General features: G+C 67.3%; 21 protein-coding genes, 1 tRNA gene and 1 pseudogene. 9 read left to right on the top strand and 14 right to left on the bottom strand.

The window, feature by feature from the left end:
* Nucleotides 1-263: 263 nt before the first annotated feature.
* The 3 genes from DLJ49_RS15315 to uvrB form a co-directional block, all read right to left on the bottom strand.
* The gene (locus DLJ49_RS15315; RefSeq protein WP_115394425.1) at nucleotides 264-653 is read right to left on the bottom strand and encodes a RidA family protein; all 390 of its coding nucleotides are present in this window, start codon (nucleotides 651-653) and stop codon (nucleotides 264-266) included.
* A 30-nt stretch (nucleotides 654-683) separates the two neighbouring features.
* Nucleotides 684-1583, bottom strand: coding sequence for an LAPAL motif-containing putative phage structural protein (locus DLJ49_RS21465; protein WP_147277322.1), 900 nt, complete (start codon nucleotides 1581-1583; stop codon nucleotides 684-686).
* Between the two features lie 94 nt (nucleotides 1584-1677).
* A complete protein-coding gene (gene uvrB / locus DLJ49_RS15310; protein WP_115394424.1) occupies nucleotides 1678-3879 on the bottom strand; it encodes an excinuclease ABC subunit UvrB in 2202 nt (733 codons plus the stop codon).
* Nucleotides 3880-4069: 190 nt separating this feature from the next.
* Here uvrB and DLJ49_RS15305 point away from each other — a divergent pair, with 190 nt between their 5' ends.
* Both DLJ49_RS15305 and DLJ49_RS15300 read left to right on the top strand, forming a co-directional pair.
* On the top strand, nucleotides 4070-4381 hold the full coding sequence (locus tag DLJ49_RS15305; RefSeq protein ID WP_115394423.1) for an ETC complex I subunit: 312 nt from the start codon (nucleotides 4070-4072) through the stop codon (nucleotides 4379-4381).
* Nucleotides 4382-4465: 84 nt separating this feature from the next.
* Nucleotides 4466-4542 (top strand) — tRNA-Arg (locus DLJ49_RS15300).
* Between the two features lie 165 nt (nucleotides 4543-4707).
* Here the strand turns inward: DLJ49_RS15300 and DLJ49_RS15295 are convergent.
* The 8 genes from DLJ49_RS15295 to cpaB form a co-directional block, all read right to left on the bottom strand.
* The gene (locus DLJ49_RS15295) at nucleotides 4708-5640 is read right to left on the bottom strand and encodes a helix-turn-helix transcriptional regulator (protein WP_233489050.1); all 933 of its coding nucleotides are present in this window, start codon (nucleotides 5638-5640) and stop codon (nucleotides 4708-4710) included.
* 344 nt (nucleotides 5641-5984) lie between these two features.
* On the bottom strand, nucleotides 5985-6971 hold the full coding sequence (locus DLJ49_RS15290; protein ID WP_115394422.1) for a type II secretion system F family protein: 987 nt from the start codon (nucleotides 6969-6971) through the stop codon (nucleotides 5985-5987).
* Nucleotides 6972-6982: 11 nt separating this feature from the next.
* Nucleotides 6983-8416, bottom strand: coding sequence for a type II secretion system F family protein (locus DLJ49_RS15285; protein ID WP_158547482.1), 1434 nt, complete (start codon nucleotides 8414-8416; stop codon nucleotides 6983-6985).
* A gap of 32 nt (nucleotides 8417-8448) precedes the next feature.
* On the bottom strand, nucleotides 8449-9141 hold the full coding sequence (locus DLJ49_RS15280; RefSeq protein ID WP_115394420.1) for a TadE/TadG family type IV pilus assembly protein: 693 nt from the start codon (nucleotides 9139-9141) through the stop codon (nucleotides 8449-8451).
* On the bottom strand, nucleotides 9138-9632 hold the full coding sequence (locus DLJ49_RS15275; RefSeq protein ID WP_115394419.1) for a TadE family protein: 495 nt from the start codon (nucleotides 9630-9632) through the stop codon (nucleotides 9138-9140). The genes DLJ49_RS15280 and DLJ49_RS15275 overlap by 4 nt, the downstream gene beginning before the upstream one ends.
* Nucleotides 9629-10999 (bottom strand): hypothetical protein, encoded by a 1371-nt coding sequence (locus tag DLJ49_RS15270; protein WP_115394418.1) that lies wholly within the window; start codon nucleotides 10997-10999, stop codon nucleotides 9629-9631. The genes DLJ49_RS15275 and DLJ49_RS15270 overlap by 4 nt, the downstream gene beginning before the upstream one ends.
* 24 nt (nucleotides 11000-11023) lie before the next feature.
* A complete protein-coding gene (locus DLJ49_RS15265; protein WP_115394417.1) occupies nucleotides 11024-11233 on the bottom strand; it encodes a pilus assembly protein TadG-related protein in 210 nt (69 codons plus the stop codon).
* 19 nt (nucleotides 11234-11252) lie between these two features.
* Nucleotides 11253-11582: a Flp pilus assembly protein CpaB gene (cpaB, locus tag DLJ49_RS15260; protein WP_233489049.1), complete on the bottom strand. Its 330-nt coding sequence runs from the start codon at nucleotides 11580-11582 to the stop codon at nucleotides 11253-11255.
* Nucleotides 11583-11597: 15 nt separating this feature from the next.
* Between cpaB and DLJ49_RS21460 the strand changes: the two genes are divergently transcribed.
* On the top strand, nucleotides 11598-11822 hold the full coding sequence (locus DLJ49_RS21460; RefSeq protein ID WP_199533385.1) for a hypothetical protein: 225 nt from the start codon (nucleotides 11598-11600) through the stop codon (nucleotides 11820-11822).
* A gap of 45 nt (nucleotides 11823-11867) precedes the next feature.
* Here the strand turns inward: DLJ49_RS21460 and DLJ49_RS15255 are convergent, their stop codons facing one another.
* Nucleotides 11868-13727, bottom strand: a complete 1860-nt coding sequence (locus DLJ49_RS15255; RefSeq protein WP_158547481.1) for an AAA family ATPase — start codon at nucleotides 13725-13727, stop codon at nucleotides 11868-11870.
* A 507-nt stretch (nucleotides 13728-14234) separates the two neighbouring features.
* Here DLJ49_RS15255 and DLJ49_RS22895 point away from each other — a divergent pair.
* The 6 genes and pseudogenes from DLJ49_RS22895 to DLJ49_RS15225 form a co-directional block, all read left to right on the top strand.
* Nucleotides 14235-14471, top strand: a pseudogene (locus DLJ49_RS22895) (cytochrome ubiquinol oxidase subunit I); the annotation flags it as partial.
* Nucleotides 14472-14602: 131 nt separating this feature from the next.
* The gene (gene cydX, locus DLJ49_RS15245) at nucleotides 14603-14791 is read left to right on the top strand and encodes a cytochrome bd-I oxidase subunit CydX (RefSeq protein WP_369932581.1); all 189 of its coding nucleotides are present in this window, start codon (nucleotides 14603-14605) and stop codon (nucleotides 14789-14791) included.
* A 58-nt stretch (nucleotides 14792-14849) separates the two neighbouring features.
* Nucleotides 14850-15287, top strand: coding sequence for a DsrE family protein (locus tag DLJ49_RS15240; RefSeq protein ID WP_115394429.1), 438 nt, complete (start codon nucleotides 14850-14852; stop codon nucleotides 15285-15287).
* Nucleotides 15288-15705: 418 nt separating this feature from the next.
* A complete protein-coding gene (locus tag DLJ49_RS15235; RefSeq protein ID WP_115394414.1) occupies nucleotides 15706-17256 on the top strand; it encodes an acyl--CoA ligase in 1551 nt (516 codons plus the stop codon).
* A gap of 99 nt (nucleotides 17257-17355) precedes the next feature.
* The gene (locus DLJ49_RS15230; RefSeq protein WP_115394413.1) at nucleotides 17356-18333 is read left to right on the top strand and encodes a 2-dehydropantoate 2-reductase; all 978 of its coding nucleotides are present in this window, start codon (nucleotides 17356-17358) and stop codon (nucleotides 18331-18333) included.
* Between the two features lie 179 nt (nucleotides 18334-18512).
* Nucleotides 18513-18719, top strand: a complete 207-nt coding sequence (locus DLJ49_RS15225; RefSeq protein WP_115394412.1) for a DUF1127 domain-containing protein — start codon at nucleotides 18513-18515, stop codon at nucleotides 18717-18719.
* A 52-nt stretch (nucleotides 18720-18771) separates the two neighbouring features.
* Here DLJ49_RS15225 and DLJ49_RS15220 read toward each other — a convergent pair whose 3' ends face one another.
* Both DLJ49_RS15220 and ruvB read right to left on the bottom strand, forming a co-directional pair.
* Nucleotides 18772-19449, bottom strand: coding sequence for a hypothetical protein (locus DLJ49_RS15220; protein WP_115394411.1), 678 nt, complete (start codon nucleotides 19447-19449; stop codon nucleotides 18772-18774).
* A gap of 116 nt (nucleotides 19450-19565) precedes the next feature.
* Nucleotides 19566-20603: a Holliday junction branch migration DNA helicase RuvB gene (gene ruvB / locus DLJ49_RS15215; RefSeq protein WP_115394410.1), complete on the bottom strand. Its 1038-nt coding sequence runs from the start codon at nucleotides 20601-20603 to the stop codon at nucleotides 19566-19568.
* Between the last annotated feature and the right edge of the window lies 1 nt (nucleotide 20604).

Below are 20604 nucleotides of genomic sequence, written 5' to 3'. Positions count from 1 at the left end.
CGGAGCAACTCGACCTGTTCGAAGCATTGAGCCTGCCGAAACCCGCCTGACGCACCTTGTCGTCACAAAAACGCGAACTCCCCGCCAACAATATCAATCGCTTATCGGATCAACTGTCGAACTTCGGCGCGCCGGTCGCCGCGCGACGCGGGGCGGCCCCGACGCCCGGCCGCGACCGGCGAGCCGACCGTGCGAAGGGCGCGTGAGGGCGGGGGGCGCGTGAAGGCGGGGGGCGCGTGTCGGGCAGGCCCCCTGCGCCGGGATCATGGCCGGCGGGCGATGCCGTCGATCTCGACCAGCGCGCCCACGGCCAGCGCGGTGACGCCCACGGTGGTGCGGGCGGGGCGGCGATCGGCGGGGAAGAACGTCTGGTAGGTCGCGTTGAAGGCGCCGTAGTCGCGCTCGAACTGGGTCAGGTAGCACCGGCACTGGACGAGGTGGGACAGATCCAGCCCCATCTCGCCGAGGATCAGCTCGAGGTTCCGCATCACCCGGATCGTCTGCGCCTCGATCCCCTCGGGCAGGGGCGCGTCGGGCGCGGCCGGGTCGGTCGGCATCTGCCCGGTCAGGATAACCCACCCGTCGCTCTCGACCGCATGCGAGAACGGCGCGACGGGCCGGGGGCCGCTGGCGAAGAGGTGGAAGTCGGGCATATCAATAGCAGTAGTGAGCGTGGATCATCATCATAGCAGATCATCAGTTCGGCCTTGGGAAATGAACTCAGTCACATCTTTCACTACATACCCGGTGTTAAGCCATACCCCCTCATCTTCGGACCAGCTCTGATGTATTTCCATAGTGCACTTTATGGCGTCCCCATTGCCAATTGAAAACTGCCGGCCCAGCAGTCCAGCAATAAAGGCAGGGTCCTCAATGTATGCCGAAATCTTCACGCCCCGCCAGACGAACTCCCACTTCCGCCGCTGCCTTGAAAAAATCGCCTTAAGTATCACTAGCTCCACTTCTTCCTCGACAACTCTGTCACGCGGACCGGCAGCTGCCGTAAGTCCATACTCCCTAATTCTATTCCAGTCCCTCCTCGGCAGATCGACAATTGGATCCGGATCGTCTATGTGTTTAACTAAGCCGAAGCTCTCGACGCTGTCGTCGTCTTCGATAGCCTCAATCGCCCTTGACATATGTTGATGCACCCGCTCCGGGCGAGGCAGCTCTTTCTGTTGCTGGTAAGCAGAGCGAGGAATGATGATCTTATCTCGCCCACGCTGGATGATCACAGTGTCATCAGTTGTTGAAATCTCAAGGCCATCTTGGTCGACATAGTTGTCGTAGAAGAAAGCCACCAGTAATGGCAAAACAGTCAACTCAGCAGCTTTTGAAAAGAGCCCCTTTAGGCCCGATAGTTGTGATTTGACTTTGCCCCTAAAGCTTCCAGGCCCAACCGCCTGCAAGCTAAGCTCCACAGCCAACTCAGGATGAACCTGGGACGCGATCTCTCTATACGCATCGGTAAAGGCAACGAGGGAATGGGCGAACGTATATACGTTAACCTCATGAGGCCTTCCTCCGTAGTTCAGAACGAACCCATCGGAGTCTCGAAACTCAGAAAGATCTATTATGGCCATTTTCGCCCTTACGGCAAGCAACCCACGGTAAACAGCTGACTTGTCAAGAAAGCATAGTTGCGATCAAGCGTTAAGATGCTCTGACTGACGGCTGCTACCTGTTGCCCTTCCGCCGCTTCTTGTTCCCCCCACGCTGCCCGGCCCGTCCCGCCGTCGACCGGCCCGAGGCGGTATTGGCCGACTCCACCGCCTCCTGCACGGCGGACTGGCGGGCCAGCGGGTCGTCGGACACGGCGAGGTCGACCGCCTCCAGCCGCTTGATCTCGTCGCGCAGGCGGGCGGCTTCCTCGAATTCGAGGTTCTCGGCGGCCTTGCGCATGTCCGTCCGCAGCCCGTCGAGATGCGCCTCGAGGTTGGCGCCGTGCAGGGGCTTGTCGACCTTGGCCGTCACCCGGTTCATGTCGACGTCGCCCTGATACAATCCTGCAAGGATGTCCTCGACGTTCTTCCGGATCGTCGCGGGGGTGATCCCGTGTTCCTCGTTGTAGGCGATCTGCTTGGCGCGGCGGCGGTCGGTCTCGCGCAGGGCGCGCTCCATCGAGCCGGTGATGCGGTCGGCATACATGATGACGCGGCCCTCGGCGTTGCGCGCCGCCCGCCCGATGGTCTGGATCAGCGAGGTCTCGGAGCGCAGGAACCCCTCCTTGTCGGCATCGAGGATCGCCACCAGCCCGCATTCGGGGATGTCGAGCCCCTCGCGCAGCAGGTTGATGCCCACCAGCACGTCGAACGCGCCAAGGCGCAAGTCGCGCAGGATCTCGATGCGCTCGATCGTGTCGATGTCGGAATGCATGTAGCGCACCTTGACGCCCTGCTCGTGCAGGTAGTCGGTCAGGTCCTCGGCCATGCGCTTGGTGAGCGTGGTGCAGAGCGTGCGGAAGCCCTTCTGCGTGACGTGGCGGATCTCGTCGAGCAGGTCGTCGACCTGCATCTCGACGGGCCGGATCTCGACCTGCGGGTCGAGAAGGCCGGTGGGGCGGATCACCTGCTCGGTGAAGACGCCGCCGGTCTGCTCCAGCTCCCAACTGCCCGGGGTGGCCGAGACGAAGATCGACTGGGGGCGCATCGCGTCCCATTCCTCGAACTTGAGGGGGCGGTTGTCCATGCAGGAGGGCAGGCGGAAGCCGTGCTCGGCCAGCGTGAACTTGCGCCGGTAGTCGCCGCGATACATGCCGCCGATCTGGGGAACGGAGACGTGGGATTCGTCGGCGAAGACGAGGGCATTGTCGGGGATGAATTCGAACAGCGTCGGCGGCGGCTCGCCTGGCGCGCGGCCGGTCAGATAGCGCGAATAATTCTCGATCCCGTTGCAGGAGCCGGTGGCCTCGAGCATCTCGAGGTCGAAATTGGTGCGCTGCTCCAGCCGCTGCGCCTCGAGCAGCTTGCCCTCGTCCTCGAGCTGTTTCAGGCGCTGCGCCAGTTCCACCTTGATCTGCCTCGCGGCCTGCTGAAGCGTCGGCCGCGGCGTGACGTAGTGCGAATTGGCGTAGATGCGCACGCGCTCGAAACTGCCGGTCTTCTCTCCGGTCAGCGGGTCGAACTCGGTGATCGCCTCCAGCTCCTCGCCGAAGAACGACAGCCGCCAGGCGCGATCCTCGAGGTGGGCGGGCCAGATTTCCAGCACGTCGCCGCGCACGCGGAAGCTGCCGCGCTGGAACGCCTGATCGTTGCGCCGGTATTGCTGGGCGATCAGGTCGGCCATGATCTTGCGCTGGTCGTAGTCTTTCCCCGTGAACAGGTCCTGCGTCATCGCCCCGTAGGTCTCGACGCTGCCGATGCCGTAGATGCACGAGACCGAGGCGACGATGATCACGTCGTCGCGTTCCAGCAACGCCCGGGTGGCCGAGTGGCGCATCCGGTCGATCTGCTCGTTGATCTGGCTTTCCTTCTCGATATACGTGTCGGAGCGCGGCACGTAGGCCTCGGGCTGGTAATAGTCGTAATACGAGACGAAATACTCGACCGCGTTTTCAGGAAAGAACCCCTTGAACTCGCCGTAGAGCTGGGCCGCGAGCGTCTTGTTGGGGGCGAGGATGATGGCGGGGCGCTGCGTCTCCTCGATGACCCTGGCCATGGTGTAGGTCTTGCCGGTGCCCGTGGCGCCCAGCAGCACCTGGTCGCGCTCGCCGTCGGTCACCCCCGCGCTCAGCTCGGCGATGGCGGTGGGCTGGTCGCCCGCGGGGGCGAACTCGGTATGCATGACGAACCGCTTGCCGCCCTCCAGCTTTTCGCGCGCCGCCACGTCGGGCGCGGCATGGGCGAGCACGGGCATGTCTTCGGGCGAGTTGTTGTGCATCGGGCGCACCTCCTTGGCTGGAATGTGCGGCCTGCGCGGCGCATTGCAAGCCGTATGGCGTGGCCGGTCCGGGACGCTTCCGCCGCGCAGAGGTGGCCTCGGGGACAGGCACACGCGCGGTGCGGCGCTCGTGACACCTTGATGCGCCGCCCTCTTCGCCCTTATTCAGCGATGAGTGACGGAGGAGCGGATGCGCGCACGGATCTACAAGCCCTCGAAGACGGCTACCCAGTCGGGCACGGCCAACGTGCAGAAGTGGGTGCTCGAGTTCGCCCCGGCGGAGAAACGCGAGCTCGACCCGCTCATGGGTTGGACGTCGTCGGGCGACATGCGCTCGCAGGTGCGCTTGCGTTTCGACACCAAGGAGGCCGCGCTCGACTACGCGCGCGCCCACGGGATCGAGGCCGTGGTGCAGGAGCCGCATCGACGCAAGCCCAACATCCGCCCCCGTGGCTACGGAGAGAACTTCGCGACCAACCGCCGGGGGTCCTGGACGCACTGAGCGGGTCTGCCGTTGCTTCCGCTTTCCCGGGGCCATCGTCGCCATTGCGCCGGCCGCGCGCGCTGGCTAGAGCGTGAGGGGCGCGGCCCCGTAGCTCAGCTGGATAGAGCAGGTGACTTCTAATCATCAGGTCGGGGGTTCGAGTCCTCCCGGGGTCGCCATGAAGCCGGCACCTTGGACCGATCGGCGCTTCGGGCTGAGCAGGTTATTGCCCTCCCCGGACACGACCGATAATCTCGGGTTTAGAATTGCCGCGCGCAATCCGTACGGGGCATAGGTGAAGGCTGTGCGCCTTGTTCGCCTCCAAGTGACTGCTTGGCGCGCCTTCAGCTTCCGCAGGTTCCGGTGCCAGCCGGCCACTCTGCTTTGTCTTGTGTGGCCATGAGCGTGTAGACGAGCTCGTGGAAGCCGCCGATGTCCGTCTTGGAGTATATGCTGCGCAAATGGCTGCGAACGGTGTTGCTCGTGACGCCCAGTTCGTGTGCGATCGACTTGGCCGTAAGCCCGCGCGAGGCAAGTTCGCAGACACGCCACTCGCTCCTCGTCAGCATCGAGGGATTGTCGTAATCGAGGATGTTCCTGCCCGGCAAGCTCTTGGCCTGCTCGGCATGGGCGGCAACCTCACGCTCCCTGCTGGATATTTCCGCGTCGACCCGCGCCGACTTTCCGAGCTGGTATGCCTTCAGCAATTTCGGTGCTATCCACGCAACAATCCGCCGACCCTCGCTGTCAGGGCGCCGATCGTACAACAGCTCCAGCAACTCCACGATGCCACGGCGCTTTCCGACGCAGATGAAGAGAGCGTCCTCGACGCCCAAGGCGGCCAGGTCCGTGTCGATGCCGCCGCTCAGCCGGTAGGGTAGCTGCCCCATGCGGCTGAGAAATTGATAATCGCCGGGCTCAATGCGGCGGAGATCTGCGCGAAGAACGCCAGCACCGAACGCCGCGACTCGATCCGATTTTGTCGAAGTGAAACTGCAGGTTTCGGTTCCGGCGATTTCGCTCGCCATGCTAGCGAGATGGACCGTAACCAATGAACAGCGCATCGCCCCGAAGAGTTCGGCAGTTGCTCCAAGGGCGGTTTCCAGCTCGACCTTTCCATGGCTCCATTGAGCCATTCGAAGCACGCCAGTAATGGAAAGCTCCGCGATCTCTACATCGACATGCGGCCCGGACGCCCCCAAACTCGCAAGCCTGCCCTTGTGCCCGGGCATGCCGCCGGACACCACAAAACCAGTAGGCACCCCCCGTACCTCCACGCTGCTATCCCGAGAACAATGTAACAGGGACGTGTCAAAAACTCAACGAATTCAGGGCGCCCCGGGGTGCGACAGACGGCGCCCGCGGGTGCCGGAACCCGCCCGCCGTCTCCCCAAGGCGACAGATTGATGGCGAGCGGCGAAGATATGCTATATCTTGATTATGTTGGGCGATCTGGCTGGTCGACCGGCAGGTTCCACCTGCCATGTCCGGCGACTGAACCATGGCAGATTGAAGGCAGGGGATCGCAATGCCCCTTGAAAATGAAACTATTGTTTCGCTCGTTCACGCTCTGGCGCTCCGCGCGACCGAATCGCTCCCAGAAAGAGACGAGCCGCCCGACTCAGGTGAACGTCGCCATGTAACGAATGATGATCGGCGTCAGGATGAGCGCGATCAGAGCGGGCAGCATGAGCGATGCCATCACCGCCGACATCTTGACGGGCAGCTGGTTGGCCTTTTCCTGCGCCCGCATCTCCCGGGCATAGCGCATCTCGTTGGCGTATGTCGTGAGGGCCTGCGCCAGCGGCGTGCCGAACCGTGCCGATTGCATCACCACATTGGCGAACGACAGCATCTCGTCGATGCCCGTTCGCCGGGCCATGCCGAACAGGGCGTTATCACGGTCTCGCCCGGCCTGGATCTCGCCTTGCATGATGAGCATCTCCTCGGCCAGTTCCGGGGACGCAAGCTGGATTTCCTGGGCGACCTTCGTGAAGGCCTGGTCGAACCCCATACCCGCCTCGACCCCCACCTGGAGGAGATCCAGCATGTTGGGAAAGGCATCCTCGATCGCCTGCCTGCGGCTGCGGATCCGGGAATCGAGCCAGAACGACGGGCCGAAGAACCCCACACCGCCCAGAATGGAAAGCCATTGGATCATCGAGACGCCGCTCATCCCCGCTAGCGATCGCGCGAGCCAGTCGGGCGCGTAGGATGACCCGGCGACGGCTATCAGAAGCATGAAGCACAGTGGCAGGCCGATACCGAGGCCGACGCGGACCAGATAATACCCCCAGAGTGCCCGCGACCCGCGGAAGCCCGCGCGCGCAAGGGCCTGGACGACCTGAAACCGCTCCATCTCGTCCTCTGGCACGAGGGCCGCGGCCATCCCCTTCGGCGCGGGCGTCGCGGCGAAGATGCTGCCGGCGGTGACCGGCAGTGTGCGGCGACGGCGCATGGCCTCGAGGCGCTCGGCGGCCACCGATTTTTCGGAGAGCTGCCGCCCGATCCCGACGACCGCCATCATGACGCCGACACCTATCGCCAGAATGAGGAAACCGTGCGAGGTCATCAGCTCCGCAAGGGTGTCGAGTTCGAACGCGGGCATCCTCGCCTCCTTCAGATTCTGAAATTGACCAGCCGGAACAGGATCACGGCGTTGGCGATCACGGCAGCGAGGATGCCGCCCATGATCGGCCAGAAATGGGGCGCATCCGTCACGTCGAGGTAATAGGAGGGCTCCGCGTACATCATGAAGCCGGCGATCATAAAGGGCAGGGCCGACAGGATGTAGGCCGTCATGCGGCCCTCCGACGAAATCGCCTTCACCTTTCGGCGCAGCGCCATCCGGGCCCGAACAACGCGCGACAGGGTGCTGAGCACTTCGGCGAGGTCGCCGCCCGTGCCGTGCTGCATGGCGATGGCGATCGACATGTACCTGATGTCTTCCTCGTCGATCCGGTCCGCCAGTTCGCGCACCGCCACCGGCAACTCGTCGCCGTAGGTGATCTGATCGACCACGATACCGAATTCGGTCCCGATCGGGTCGGGCATCTCGTCGGCCACGCTTTGCAGCGAGACGTTGAGCGGGTGGCCCACCTTCAGACCGCGCGCCATCAGGTCGAGCGCGTCGGGCAGTTGCTTGAGCAGACGGGCCCGGCGCCGGCGCTCGTTCGCGCGCAAGAGGACGAGGGGGAGGGCGATGAAGGCAGCGAAGGACAGGGCAACGGCGACGGGCGGCCGGTAAACCTGCGTGCCGAGCACCGCTGCCACGGTGCAGGCAGCCAGGCAGCCCGCGAGGAAAAGCCCCGGTGGCATCCGTACGCCGGCGGCCCTCAGGGAGGCCGGCAGATCGCCGACGATGGGCGGGCGGTTGAGCGGGCCCCTCTTCTCCGAAGGTTTGAGGAAGCGAAGGCCGTCACGGTGGTTTTCGCGATTGCCCGGATCGCCTTTGAGGCGAGCGATCGCGCGGCGGCGAAACGCTGCTCGACATGCGCGCGGGCCGGAGCGCGTTCGGCTCGCCACCCGGTTTTGCGCCACCTTCTTCACGAACCCGCGCTTGTCGAGGAGGGCATCGGCGAGATTGACGGCGAGGGTCGAGGCACCGACGCCGCCACGAGCCTTCGACACCGCGATTACCTTTCCCTCGCCTGGGCCACCCGCCCAGATCGCCGGCAACCTGGCGTCACGGCGCATGCGCCATTCGTCGAGGACGACTGCAAGCTCGCCGTCGAGCGTGTCGCGCAACAGGATATCGTCGACGCCGGCCCGGTGCAGTTCGCGCACCTTTGTCAGCGGCAGGTCGGAGCGCGCGACACCGATCAGCACGGATCCGGGCGCCCGGTTCTCGCTCAACGTATGGATCGCCGTCTCGGCCTCGGCCCCGATGTCTTCGGTGTCGAACAGCACCAGGTCGTGCCTGAGCGCCAGCGGCCCTGCCGACCCGTTGAGCGCCGTGAAGGATTCCTCCTTGCTCGTGATCCTGAATTCGCTGGCGGAAAGAGCGCCCCGAACGGTGTCCTGCAAGTCCTTGTCGGGAGAGATGACGAGCAATGACGTAATGGACTTTTTCATTTCGGGTCTCCTCAGTTGGTGCCCGTCCCGTTTCCGAGATCTTCGGCCGGAAGCGACGCGCTCATCCGCGGGAACGCGACGGCCCTCGACCAGGTGCTCGAGAATGTCGTGCTTCCAGACGCGAGTTCCGCCAGCGGGCCGAGTGGCATGACGAACTCGAAGAGCGGATCCTGCCGCGTATCGACGATCTCGACCGTGATCTCGGGCGTGAATGGTCCGCCCAGGAACCCGAGATCGGCATCGGTCTCGTAGGCGATCCGTATGTGGGTCTTCTGCGAGCCTGGCGGCATCAGCGGCTCGATCCGCCGCCAGATCTCGTCGGACGTGGCGAGACGCAGGGCGCCGGCCGTGTCGCCGCTGCCCGGCGCGGGCACCTCCAGCGAACAGGAGACAGCGACGCTTGCGCAGACATTCGCCTCGGCCCGGCACAGGGTGCCGAAACGCGCCGGCCCGCTCGCCGGATCCTGCGCCGCCGGTTCGTGCTGCTCCGGCAGACCGGCGCAGATCGGGGGGCGCACAGACGCCACCCGCACGGCGATCTCGGTCGCCTTTCTGGATGACGAGACCAGCCAGTGCAGCCGTCCGTAGTCCACAATGGCGAAGATCATCAGGAAGGTGAGCGGCAGGATGATCGCCAGTTCCACGAGCGTGCTGCCGCGCTCGTCCCGCCGGAAGCGGCGAAGGGTATGTCGCCCGACCGTCATACGCCGTAAATCCGCGCCTGATCGGCCACCCGGACGGTCACCTTCTCCAGCGGGGTGCCGACCAGACCGAAGATTCCGCCCCAGACATAGGTTATCTCCACGTCCGCGCTGACCTCGACGACCAGCGCGTCGCCGCCCCGGAACCCGCCCGCGACGCAACGCGGCGTCACCTCGACATTGGTGATCGTCGCGAGACTGCCATTGATCGTTGCCGCGAACGTCTTGTTGATGACGTTCGTGGCCGTCGTCTCGAGGGCATCGGTGTTCGACGGCGGGCAGGGCGCGACGAGCGCGGTCCGGGCTACGTAGCGGGATGCGTCGCGGACACCTCCTGCGGCGGCCTGGTAGACCCACGCGATACGACCGGTCTCGACGATCAGGGCCATGAAGACTAGCATCAGCGGCAGAACCAGCGCCGCCTCGACCAGCATTGCGCCACGGTCGTCGCGCCGGAACCGTCGCAGGAATCCGAGGGGCGGTGTCGGGATCATCGATAGAGCTCCACGACATCACGGAACATGCCGTAGAATTCGCTGTTTCCGCCGCCGGCGCTGCCCACGATCTCGACGTCGATCTCGTAGGGCGGAGGGCTGCTGTTGGCCACGTCACGGCTCGGCCCGAGAAGAAAGACCTCGAAGAACTCCTTGACCGGCACATCGGTCGCAGCCCCCCGGACCGGGTTCGCCTCGCAGTCGATGCCGGCGGCTATCAGGATGCGGCGTTCCGGCCCGTACGGCTCGTCGCCTTGGCCAGGCTTCGCGGTGCTGCATTGCGGCAATCCGCTTTCGGACCGATCGGGGGGGAGGATGGCGCCGCCCGGGCCGGCTTCCCGGATTTCCCGCAGGTATACCTCGTACCGCGTGGGCTGATCGGGGCCGCCGGCCAGCGCCGCCATGTCCGTCCACGGCTGGGTGGCGGGCGTCAGCTCGAACGAGAGTTCGCCCGGATCCTCTTCTCCGTCGCCATCGGCATCGTTGTGGGTCTTGATGCCGTGGTTCGTTTCCAGGTATCCCCGGATATCCCAGTTGCCATCGCCGAAGCGCCCGCAAGAGCCGTTTGCGACGCAGCTGTCGGCGGGAAACGCCATCGTATCGAGCGAGTCGGGGTCCTTGTTGCTGACACAGGTGCTGCCTTTCTTGCCCCCCTTCTTTGCGACCTTCCCGGTGACGACATGTGGCCCGGGCGCGAAGCGGTAATCGTTCCTGTTCTTGTTCATCGTCGCCTCGAAGATATCGAGGCGCGTGTTGAAGATCGCCGCGTTCAGCCCCTGCTTCTGACCCGGCTCGATATCCACCCCCCTTGTCGAGAAGCACTGGCTGACGTTTCCGGCGGCGGCGATCTGGCAAGCCTTGAGATTCGCGCCGTTTTCTCCGTCGCATGCCCCGTCGGGGACGATCTCTGCCTCGGGGCGGAGAAAGCCGAAGAAGCCGGGCTGCCACGATGCGTTCTGCCCGACCGCGCGCATGCGGATGGTCTTGCCGATATTCGCCGTCGCCGTGTAATTCTCGCTCGGCAGGCAGAACGCGAGCGGAGATATGTCGCACGCCCAGCTCGTGTAGCCGGCAATCGCGGTTGCGCCGATCTCCGAGCTTTCGTTGGTCGATCCGAAGAACGAGGCCAGGGCGTTGGCGAAGGGCGTAAACACGGTGCGCGGGGTGGCGGTCACTTCCACGAGCACGGCGTCTCGGCCGGCATTCGCGCGCGACGTGTCGATCACGAAGGCGCTGACGTCGGATGATCTGTTCGCTGACGCATCGTAGTCGTCGTCGGGCAGGCCGCTGAGAAACCGCAGCGAATAGTCGAGCGCCGAGCCGAGGTCCTGGCCTCCGTCGGCGAAGGTCTGGCGGTCGCGGATCATGGCTTCGGCGGCGTCGGTCGCCCGCTATATGGCATCGCTGCCGCCGTCGAGTTCGCCGGCAGCGGCGAGGGCGACGTGGTCGACGTAGGATTGCAGGTCCGTCTGCGTCGCCGACATGCGGCCGAGATCGAAGGTCACCGCCGAGAAGGCGAGGAACACGACGAGGCACATGGCGACGAACACGAGGATCGTGCCGCCCTCGTCGTCGGAGAAGTCTTTGACATGGCGATACATGGCATTCCCCGCCCCACGATCATTCGGTCGCGGTCATCCGCAGTGGCACTTCCTCGATCGGCTCGGTGCCGCGGCGGACGCGCACGATGGGCCGCGGGCCGTCGTCCGCGACGGGCGATTCATCGAGAAGAATGTCGCTCAGCCGAACCGCCTGAAGCGGCCCGTCCTCGTTGCCTTCGAGCGAGCGCAGGGTCAGGCTGAGGCTCCCGGCCTGCTGGGCGAGCGCCAGTTTCTGGCCCTGCTCCGGCGTCACCTCGACCGTGACGGTCCGCGCGATGCCCGGCTTGTCGGCCTGTTCGTCGGCCCCCTGGTCGACGCCGATGACGCGGATGTTCTGCAGCACGGTCACGGCGCGCAGATCCTCGTGGCGGCCCTGATGCTGTTCGTGCCGCCGGGCACCCATTCGCTCTTTTCGCTGCTTCTGTCGCTCTCGCTCCTCGTGACGCTGGTGGCCGTGCTTGCACTACGCAGGTTGCCGCAAGGCCCGCAGACACGCCTGATGGGCATCCGGGCGAAAGGCGTGCTGCCGTTGGGCCCCGCCATCGCGCTGGCGGGTCTGGGCCATCTCGTGGTGCTGGGCACGTCGTGAGGCGCTTCTGCGCCGGGCGACACCCGGCGTCGAGATCGTGCCGCTTCAACCGCGCGAGGCCTCCTCGACACGCACGAGATCGAGACGGACATCGCCCGCATCGACGGACAGGCCCACGACCGCGACGGACTGCGCCCCGACATGCTGCAGCAGGGCCTCGGCGAGAGGGTTGACGAGATAGCGCTCGACCCGGTTGATCACGCCGCGCCCGCCCTCGAGAACATGCGACAGGCACTGTTCGGCGAGCCTGTCGCGCACATCCGCCTCGAGGCGCACCTCGATGCCGAGGGCCGCGTTCACCGTTTCGAGCGTGCGCTCGACCGACGCCTCGAAGATCTGCGCCGCCGACAGACGATGGATGAAATCGAAGGCAACGATGTTCTGCCCGATCCGGTTGAGCAATTCGGGGCGCCGCAGGTCCTTGATGAAGTGCTTCTGGATGCCGTCGAAGAGCTTGTGGCGGAGCGTCTCGTAGGAGTCTGACGGAAGGATTTCCATCCCGAGATTTGTGGCGGCGTCGGAGCCGAGCATGCCGACATTCGACGTGAAGATGATCACGGCATCCGAGAAATGACAGGTTTCGCCTCGTGAATCCGTCAATCGCCCGTCGTCGAGGATCTGCAGAAACATGTCGAGAACACGCGGATGCGCCTTTTCGACCTCGTCGAACAGGACGACGGAGAATGGGCGCCGGCGCAGTGCGTTGGTCAACTCGCCACCGAGCTCGTGGCCGGCATAGCCGGGAGGCGCCCCGATCAGCCGGGCGACCGAGCGTTCGGAGTTGAACTCCGTCATGTCGAAGCGGTGGCACATCGCCTCGTCCCCGAAGAGGAGCTCGGTCACGGCCTTGGCAAGTTCGGTCTTGCCGACGCCGCTCGGGCCGGCGAAGAACATCACCCCGCGCGGCCGTTTCATGCGCCCGCTGGCCTGTGCCCCCGACAGACCGAGCACGGATCGCGTGAGGATCTGGAGTGTCTGGGCGATGGCCCGGTCCTGCCCCTTCACCCTGTGGCACAGGACCTCCGCGCCGCGTTGAAGGCGCTCGAGCAGCAGAGGCGAGGCCCACGGGTTGCGCCGCGCGCCCGTTCGGAAGACGCGGAGTGCATCCCCCGACCGGTCGAGACCGAAGCCGTGACGGCTGGCCAGACCGGCGACGGCCGCGATCTCGCGCAGCGTCATCCCCCCCGTTTCGAGGGCGAACTGCTGGAGGGCGGCGCGCTCCGCCTGCGGCGTGGTCGCGGTCATCCTGGCAAAACGCGACACGAGGGTGCGTGCGAACGCGTATCGGGTCTCGAGGTCGGGCAGATCGACCGCGATCTGCCGGACAGCATGATTGCCTGCGAGGAACCAGTCTGGAAGGTCGCCGGGCCGGTCCAGCAGCCACAGGACAGGTGTGCGGGGGCGCCCGCCCCCGGCATCCATGCCCGGATCGTCCCGGCTTGTCGCCTTTGCAATCTTGTCGATGGCGACGAACAATCTGTGCTGCTCCAGGCTGCCCGGAGGCGCGAGATGCGAGGCGTAGCGAACGAGAAGCGCGAGAGGGGCCTCCGTCGAAGACCCCACCGCGTGCAGAAGGTCGACAAGAGACTGGTTGCCACCCGTGAGTCCTCCGCCCTGCGAGTCCTTGGCCTGGACACCGTGCATCGGCGTGCTCGAGCCACCCCTCTGGATCGTGAGCCCGTCGACGGGGTCGAAGGTGAGCAGGGTCTCGAGGCCGGCCCTGGAAAGCTCGGCAAGGATCGCGTCCTCGATCGGCAGGAAATCGAGCCCGCTCTCGGTGACAACCGGAAACAGGTCGTCGAGGTTACCCGACAGCGCGAAATGGCTATGGGTCGAGAGGCTGGTGCCAATCGTTTCCAGCCAGGCCGGGTTGGCGATTTGCTCCCGGTTTGCATCCGCGAGCACGGATCCTTTCCCGAAGGAGTGCAACTGCTCGGTCGTCAGAACCCCGTTCCTCCGCGCTTGCCGCCCCATCCAGGCCGGCTTCGGCTCGAGTGGGCCCGTGGATCGAATGAACATCGGGCGGCCCGGCCCCGTGCCGTCGGAGGCTAGGCCGAGCGGTTCTGCTTGAACATACCCGTTTGCACGAGATGCGCTCGCCGTTCCGTCTCATGATCGATCTGCAACGGGCTGCGTGGTCTGCATCGGCATGTCGCGCTCGCCCGATCAGCCGTGGCGCCTCGGCCCCCAGCCCGGATGACGCCCCCCGGTGACGACAAATCTTCGGGTTAGGCGTGGTCGGTCCCCTCGCCGCCGGCACTGCGCGCTCGCCGCAGCCGGCGCGGCCGTCCTCGTTGCGACGCATGGCACGGCGCCGGTCGCCGCCTGCGACGGATTGGTGGGTGTCGCACCGGCGAGGCCGCGGGATGGCCGACCGTACCCTGCCGGTGAGACCGGAGGCCGCCCCCAGCCATGCAAACATCCGCATGGGTTGACCTGTGTCAAATCCCGGCGGCGAGCGACACCCTACACAGCCCCCTTAAGATGTATTTGCCAGAGAGCTTTCCTTGCGAACCCCGGAGGGACCCAGCCATCGAGCTCGACGTTTCCGGGCTGTCGCGCCTGATGTTCGCGCTGACGGTCATGATCCAGGTTCTCTTCGTGCCGTTGGTGATCGGCCTGTCGCTCATCGTGGCGATCATGGAAACAGTCCACCTGACGACCAACCGTTACGGCTGGCGGCAGCAGACCAAGTCCCGCGGCAGGCTTTCGGCATCAACTCAATACGGCCGGCCCGGTCAGGGCGGCGGAGGAGGCTCACCCGCGGTGGCGGCGCGATCTTGGCCCCGTGGCCGCTTCTCCGGCACCTCCGACAGCGTGTACCGAAAAAAGCCACGCGCATCTGGTATTTCGCCTGGTGGCTCGGCCTGCCGCGCGCCGCGATGTTCGCCGTCCGCGACACCATCTGGCTGGACCTGCGCGAGGATGCGCGGCTGGCCGAGGAAACTCCCCACCGCGACGCGCGCTGATCACCCGCGGACCGGCGCCGCCGGCCCGCATTGCCACCGAAGAGAAGGAGACCCAAGAATGAAACGCATCCTCGCCGCCGTGCTCGCGACGCTCGCCGTCGCCGGTGCAGCCCAGGCCCAGGAGGGCCCCTCGCGCCTCGTCACCGTGCTCACCGCGCCCGAGCCGCAGACCCAGCTCATGGCAATGGTGCTGACGATGCAGGCGGCCGAGCAGGGCGCGACGCCGCACATCCTGCTCTGCGGCCCGGCTGGCGACATCGCGCTCGCAGACGCGCCCGAGAGCGCCACGGCCGGCCAGCCGCCGAGGGACGTGAGCCCGCAGGCCCTGATGAAAGCGATCATGCAGCAGGAGGGCGCCCGCGTCGAGGTCTGCGCCATCTACCTGCCCGGCCGCGGCGAAGGCCCTGAGGTGCTGCTCGACGGGGTGGGCGTCGCCGAGCCCGGCCCGATGGCCGCCGCCATCATGGCCCCGGACACCCGGGTCATGAGCTACTGAGGACTGGCGGGGCGCGCACCCGCCACGCCACGTCGTGTGCGCGCCCCCCGACCCTAGCCCGGCGCCGTTGCCCCGCGCGCGGCGCCGCGCCGAGCGCGATACCGTCGAACCGCTCTCGGCGCCTCCGGACCTGCCGGTGGGGGATACCAGGCCAGTAGCGCCGTGAGCTGGCCGCTCGCGCTGCGCCCGACTCACCCGGAGCAGCTCCGCGAACCGCCAGGTCGCGTCGTGCCGGACAGCGAGCCGGACGGCGAGCCGATGCGCCGCGTTCCGGGGCCGACGGCGCGGGGCGGCACGCCTGCCCCCGGCCCCCTTCGCGGGCATGCCGCGACAGTTCGCCACGCGGCGGCGTTTCCGATATACGGGGACGAATCGCGCCGGACCACGCACCGCCCCGCGCGCACGGAGGAGGATACCCATGCCAGACGACACGATCCGCAGCCTGATCGCCACCCACCCCGACGACGCGCCCGCGCTCGGCGCGCCGGGGCGCGACTGGCTGAGCTATGGCGGCCTGAGGGCGCTGGCGGATCGGGTCGAGTCGGGGCTGCGCGCGGCCGGCGTGAGCGCCACCGATCGGGTGGCGATCGTGCTGCCGAACGGGCCCGAGATGGCGGCGGCCTTCGTCACCGTCGCGCAGGCGGCCACGACCGCGCCGCTCAACCCCGCCTACCGAGAGGACGAGTTCGCCTTCTACCTCGAGGATCTCAAGGCGAAGGCCATCGTCGTCGAGTCGGGCTACGACGGGCCGGCGCTCGCCGCCGCCAACCGCTTCGGCCTGACGGTACTGCGGCTCGAACGCGACGAGGCCGACCCGGCCGGTACCTTCACGCTCGCGCCCGAGGGCGCGACGCAGGCAGCCCCCTCCGGCACGCCGGGGCCGGGCGACGTGGCGCTGATCCTGCACACCTCGGGCACCACCTCGCGCCCCAAGATCGTGCCGCTTCTGCAATCCAACGTCGCCGCCTCGGCTCGGCACATCGCGGAGTCGCTCGCGCTGACGCCCGACGACCGGTGCCTCAACGTGATGCCGCTCTTCCACATCCACGGCCTCGTGGCGGCGGTCTCGGCATCGCTCTCGGCCGGCGCCTCGGTCTGGTGCGCGCCGGGCTTCGACGCGCTGCGCTTCTTCGGGTGGCTGAAGGACGCGCGCCCGACCTGGTACACCGCCGTTCCGACGATGCACCAGGCGATTCTGGCCCGCGCGCCGCGCAACGCCGAGATCATCGCCGAGGCCAACCTGCGCTTCCTGCGCTCGTCGTCGGCCTCGCTGCCCGGCCCGGTCATGACCAAACTCGCCGAAACCTTCGGCGCGCCGGTGATCGAGGGCTACGGCATGACCGAAGCCGCGCACCAGATGGCCTCGAACCCGCTGCCGCCCCGGCCCCAGAAGCCCGGCTCGGTCGGGCTGCCCGCGGGGCCGGACGTGCGCATCGCGCACGAGACCGAGGACAGGCTGCTGGCGGATGCGGGGCCCGACACGGTGGGCGAGGTCGTCATCTCCGGGCCCAACGTGACCCCGGGCTACGAGGGCAACCCCGATGCCAACGCCAAGTCGTTCTTCGAGGCCGAGGGCAAACGCTGGTTCCGCACCGGCGACCAGGGCGCCTTCGACACCGAGGGCTATCTCGCGCTGACCGGGCGGCTGAAGGAGATCATCAATCGCGGCGGCGAGAAGGTGAGCCCGCTCGAGGTCGACGGCGTGCTGTCCGATCACCCGGCGATCGCACAGGTCGTCACCTTCGCCCTGCCGCACGCCAAGCTCGGAGAAGAGGTGGCCGCGGCCGTGGTGCTGCGCGAGGGAGCCGAGGCGACCGAGCGCGAGATCCGCGATTTCGCCGCCGGGCGGCTGGCCGACTTCAAGGTGCCGCGCAAGGTGGTGATCGTGGGCGAGATACCCAAGGGCGCGACCGGAAAGCTGCAGCGCATCGGGCTGGCCGAGAAGCTGGGGCTGGCCGAGACCGCCTGACACCGGTCCCGGCGGCGGCCCGCGCCGCTGCCGGAGGATTTTGCGTACTTGAAACAGAAAGAAGCAGGGGCGGGCGTGGCAAGCGTCCGGGGAGGAGAGATGCGGATCTGCGTGTTCGGGGCCGGGGCGATCGGCGGCTACATGGGGGCGAAGCTCGCCCAGGCAGGGGCGGAGGTAAGCCTCGTGGCGCGCGGGCCGCACCTCGCCGCCATGAAGGAGAACGGCCTGACGCTGATCGAGGAGGGCGGGCAGACGACCGTGCCCGTGACCGCCTCGGACGACCCGGCGGCGCTGGGGCCGCAGGATTACGTGATCGTCACGCTCAAGGCGCATTCGGTGCCGGCCGTGGTGGGGAAGATGCAGCCCTTGATCGGCGACGCCACCACCATCGTTTCCGGCGTCAACGGCGTGCCCTGGTGGTATTTCCACAAGATCGGCGGGCCTCTCGAAGGCACGCGGCTGGAAACGGTCGACCCCGGCAACGCCCAGTGGGACGGGTTCGGCCCCGACCGGGTGCTGGGCTGCGTCGTCTATCCGGCAGCCGAGGTGATCGAGCCCGGCGTGGTCAAGCACATCGAGGGCAACCGGTTTTCGCTGGGCGAGCCGGACGGCTCGAAGTCGGAGCGCGCGGTTCGGCTGTCTGAGGCGCTGGGCAAGGCCGGGCTGAAGGCACCGGTGCGGCCCAAGCTACGCGACGAGATCTGGGTCAAGCTCTGGGGGAACCTGTCGTTCAACCCCATCTCGGCGCTCACCCACGCCACGCTCGACGTTCTGTGTACCGACGAGGGCACGCGGCAGGTCGCGCGCGACATGATGCTCGAGGCGCAGACCGTGGCCGAGAAGCTGGGCGTCAAGTTCCCCATCGACGTCGACCGGCGCATCCGCGGGGGGGCCGAGGTGGGCGCGCACCGCACCTCGATGCTGCAGGATCTCGACATGGGCCGCCCGATGGAGATCGACGCGCTCGTGGCCTCGGTGGCCGAGCTCGGCCGCGTGACCGAGACGCCCACGCCCACCATCGACACGGTGCTGGCGCTGGTGCGTCTGCGCGCGCGGGTGGCGGGTCTCTACGGCTGAGGCACGCGCCGGGGCAGATCGGGGCGGCGCTTTCTCCGGGGGCGCCGTCATGTGCGGTTTACCATTCGCTTTCTGCATGACGGGCATGCTTGCGGACCGGATTGTGCCCAAATGGCGGGCAGATAAATAACATCCATCGGCCGGGTCCCCGGCCATGCCAGTCATTTCGGAGAGATATCATGGCAACGATCGCCCGGGCGCATGGCGCCCAGAATTTCGCCGTCGCGGGCTGGTTCGCCCGCACCCTCGACGACCTTCGCCGCGCCCGTCTCGAGCGGCAGACCTATGCAGAACTGTCGGCGCTGTCGGACCGCGAACTCGACGATCTGGGGCTGACCCGCGCCACCCTGCGCGAGGCCGCCCGCAGCGCCGTAGAGGCGTATTGAGCGCGCATCGCAGCGCTCTGACACCCGAGCGAAGGGGCCGCGCCGGCGGCCTTCAGCCGGCTCGCCGCAGCCGCGCCTCGAGGCGCAGCGCATGCGCCGGATCGCGCGCCACGTCGGGCAGGACCGGATCGTAGGCCGCCCGGATCACCGAGGCGACGCCCGAGCGAAGCACGGTGTGGCCCTCCGGGGTGCGCGCGAGCGGCGGCTCGGCCGCCCGGCCCCCGGCCTCGGCCGAGAAGGCCGTGTCCGACCACAGCAGGATCGCCTGCACCGCCTGCGTCAGTGCGAGCGCGTCGGCAGGCGTGGCGGCCATGTGCGCATCCATCCGCACGAAGGCGAAGCAGGCTCGGATCGCGCCCGCCTCGTCGAAGCGGAAGACGCGATACTGGTTGGCCTCGGCCCGCTCGAGGCGGGCGACGAGCGGCGCGAGATCGGGGATCAATCGGTCGAGGCCGGGTGTCTCGGTCAGTTCCTCCCAGTCGCGCACGAAGAACAGCATCAGGTTGGCGCCGAGCTCGGGGTCGGTCTCGGCCACGTCCAGGCCCGCAAGCGCGGCCACTGCCTCGATCGCGCCCTTTATCGTGCCGAGGCTCTCCTCGGTCACGCCGAAGACGACGGGAGCCAGAGGCCGCCCCCACCGCGCGCAGAGGAAGCTCCCGTCGGAGCGGGTGAAGTAGCCGGCGATGTCGTCGACCGAAAGGGGATCGGGCGGGATCTGCGGCGTCGCCATGCGTCCTCCTGTCAGGCAGCGGCGAGATGGCACGCGGCGAGAGCCCGCCGGCGGCACGGCCTCGCCCCTTCACTTGGCGGGCAATGTCGCACGCCGGCGCCGCGCGTCCAACCGGCCTAGTCCTCGAAAAGGCCGGGCTGGGGGGGCGCTGCCCCGCCGGGCGCCGGCAGGCCCAGATGCGACCAGCCTTTGTGCGCGAGCATCCGGCCGCGCGGGGTGCGCTGGATCAGGCCCTGCTGGAGCAGGTAGGGCTCGATCACCTCCTCCAGCGCATCGCGGGATTCGGCCAGCGCGGCGGCCATCGTCTCCACCCCCACGGGACCGCCGCCGTAATTCTCGGCCATCAGCGTCAGGTACCGGCGGTCGGCCCCGTCGAGGCCGAGCCGATCGACGCCGAGCCGCGTCAGCGCGGCATCGGCGAGCGCGCGGGTGATCGTGCCGTCGCCCTCGACCAGCGCGAAGTCGACCACCCGGCGTAGCAGGCGCCCGGCGATGCGCGGCGTGCCCCGCGCCCGCGACGCGATCTCGCGCACCCCGTCGGGGGCAGCGCCCACCCCCATGAGCCGGGCGCCGCGAGCCACGATCTGCTCCAGCTCGGGCACGGTGTAGAATTGCAGCCGCACGGGAATGCCGAAGCGGTCGCGCAGCGGCGTCGTCAGCAGGCCGAGGCGCGTGGTGGCGCCGACGAGGGTGAAGGGCTGCAGGTCGATCCGCACAGTGCGCGCCGCCGGCCCCTCGCCGATCACCAGATCCAGCGCGAAATCCTCGAGCGCGGGGTAGAGCACCTCTTCGACCACCGGGTTCAGACGGTGGATCTCGTCGATGAACAGCACGTCGCGCGCCTCGAGATTGGTCAGGATCGCGGCGAGGTCTCCGGGCCGGGCGAGCACGGGGCCCGAGGTGGTGCGGAAACCGACGCCCAGTTCCTTCGACATGATCTGCGCGAGCGTCGTCTTGCCAAGGCCGGGAGGGCCGTGAAACAGCGTATGATCCATCGCCTCGCCCCGCCGCCGGGCGCTTTCGACGAAGACGGCGAGATTGGCGCGGGCTTCCTCCTGGCCCACGAAATCGGCCAGCCGCTCGGGCCGGAGTGCCCGGTCGACGGTGTCGCCCTCGATCGGCTCGGGGCGCAGGGTGGGGTCGGGCTCGCTCATC

The sequence above is a fragment of the Rhodovulum sp. 12E13 genome (genome assembly GCF_003340565.1).
Classification (GTDB): Bacteria; Pseudomonadota; Alphaproteobacteria; order Rhodobacterales; family Rhodobacteraceae; genus HLUCCA09.
The sequence above is the reverse complement of the archived record's forward strand: the minus strand, read 5'-3'. Positions and strand labels throughout refer to the sequence as shown.

What these genes read in the sequence shown, in the direction of transcription:
- DLJ49_RS15305 (WP_115394423.1), top strand. Translation starts at nt 4,070, where the DNA reads ATGCGCGCACGGATCTACAAGCCCTCGAAGACGGCTACCCAGTCGGGC.
- DLJ49_RS21465 (WP_147277322.1), bottom strand. Translation starts at nt 1,583, where the DNA reads ATGGCCATAATAGATCTTTCTGAGTTTCGAGACTCCGATGGGTTCGTT.
- DLJ49_RS15265 (WP_115394417.1), bottom strand. Translation starts at nt 11,233, where the DNA reads ATGTATCGCCATGTCAAAGACTTCTCCGACGACGAGGGCGGCACGATC.
- DLJ49_RS15235 (WP_115394414.1), top strand. Translation starts at nt 15,706, where the DNA reads ATGCCAGACGACACGATCCGCAGCCTGATCGCCACCCACCCCGACGAC.
- DLJ49_RS15270 (WP_115394418.1), bottom strand. Translation starts at nt 10,999, where the DNA reads ATGATCCGCGACCGCCAGACCTTCGCCGACGGAGGCCAGGACCTCGGC.
- ruvB (WP_115394410.1), bottom strand. Translation starts at nt 20,603, where the DNA reads ATGAGCGAGCCCGACCCCACCCTGCGCCCCGAGCCGATCGAGGGCGAC.
- uvrB (WP_115394424.1), bottom strand. Translation starts at nt 3,879, where the DNA reads ATGCACAACAACTCGCCCGAAGACATGCCCGTGCTCGCCCATGCCGCG.
- DLJ49_RS15240 (WP_115394429.1), top strand. Translation starts at nt 14,850, where the DNA reads ATGAAACGCATCCTCGCCGCCGTGCTCGCGACGCTCGCCGTCGCCGGT.
- DLJ49_RS15315 (WP_115394425.1), bottom strand. Translation starts at nt 653, where the DNA reads ATGCCCGACTTCCACCTCTTCGCCAGCGGCCCCCGGCCCGTCGCGCCG.
- DLJ49_RS15275 (WP_115394419.1), bottom strand. Translation starts at nt 9,632, where the DNA reads ATGATCCCGACACCGCCCCTCGGATTCCTGCGACGGTTCCGGCGCGAC.
- DLJ49_RS15290 (WP_115394422.1), bottom strand. Translation starts at nt 6,971, where the DNA reads ATGCCCGCGTTCGAACTCGACACCCTTGCGGAGCTGATGACCTCGCAC.
- DLJ49_RS15220 (WP_115394411.1), bottom strand. Translation starts at nt 19,449, where the DNA reads ATGGCGACGCCGCAGATCCCGCCCGATCCCCTTTCGGTCGACGACATC.
- DLJ49_RS15225 (WP_115394412.1), top strand. Translation starts at nt 18,513, where the DNA reads ATGGCAACGATCGCCCGGGCGCATGGCGCCCAGAATTTCGCCGTCGCG.
- DLJ49_RS15230 (WP_115394413.1), top strand. Translation starts at nt 17,356, where the DNA reads ATGCGGATCTGCGTGTTCGGGGCCGGGGCGATCGGCGGCTACATGGGG.
- DLJ49_RS15280 (WP_115394420.1), bottom strand. Translation starts at nt 9,141, where the DNA reads ATGACGGTCGGGCGACATACCCTTCGCCGCTTCCGGCGGGACGAGCGC.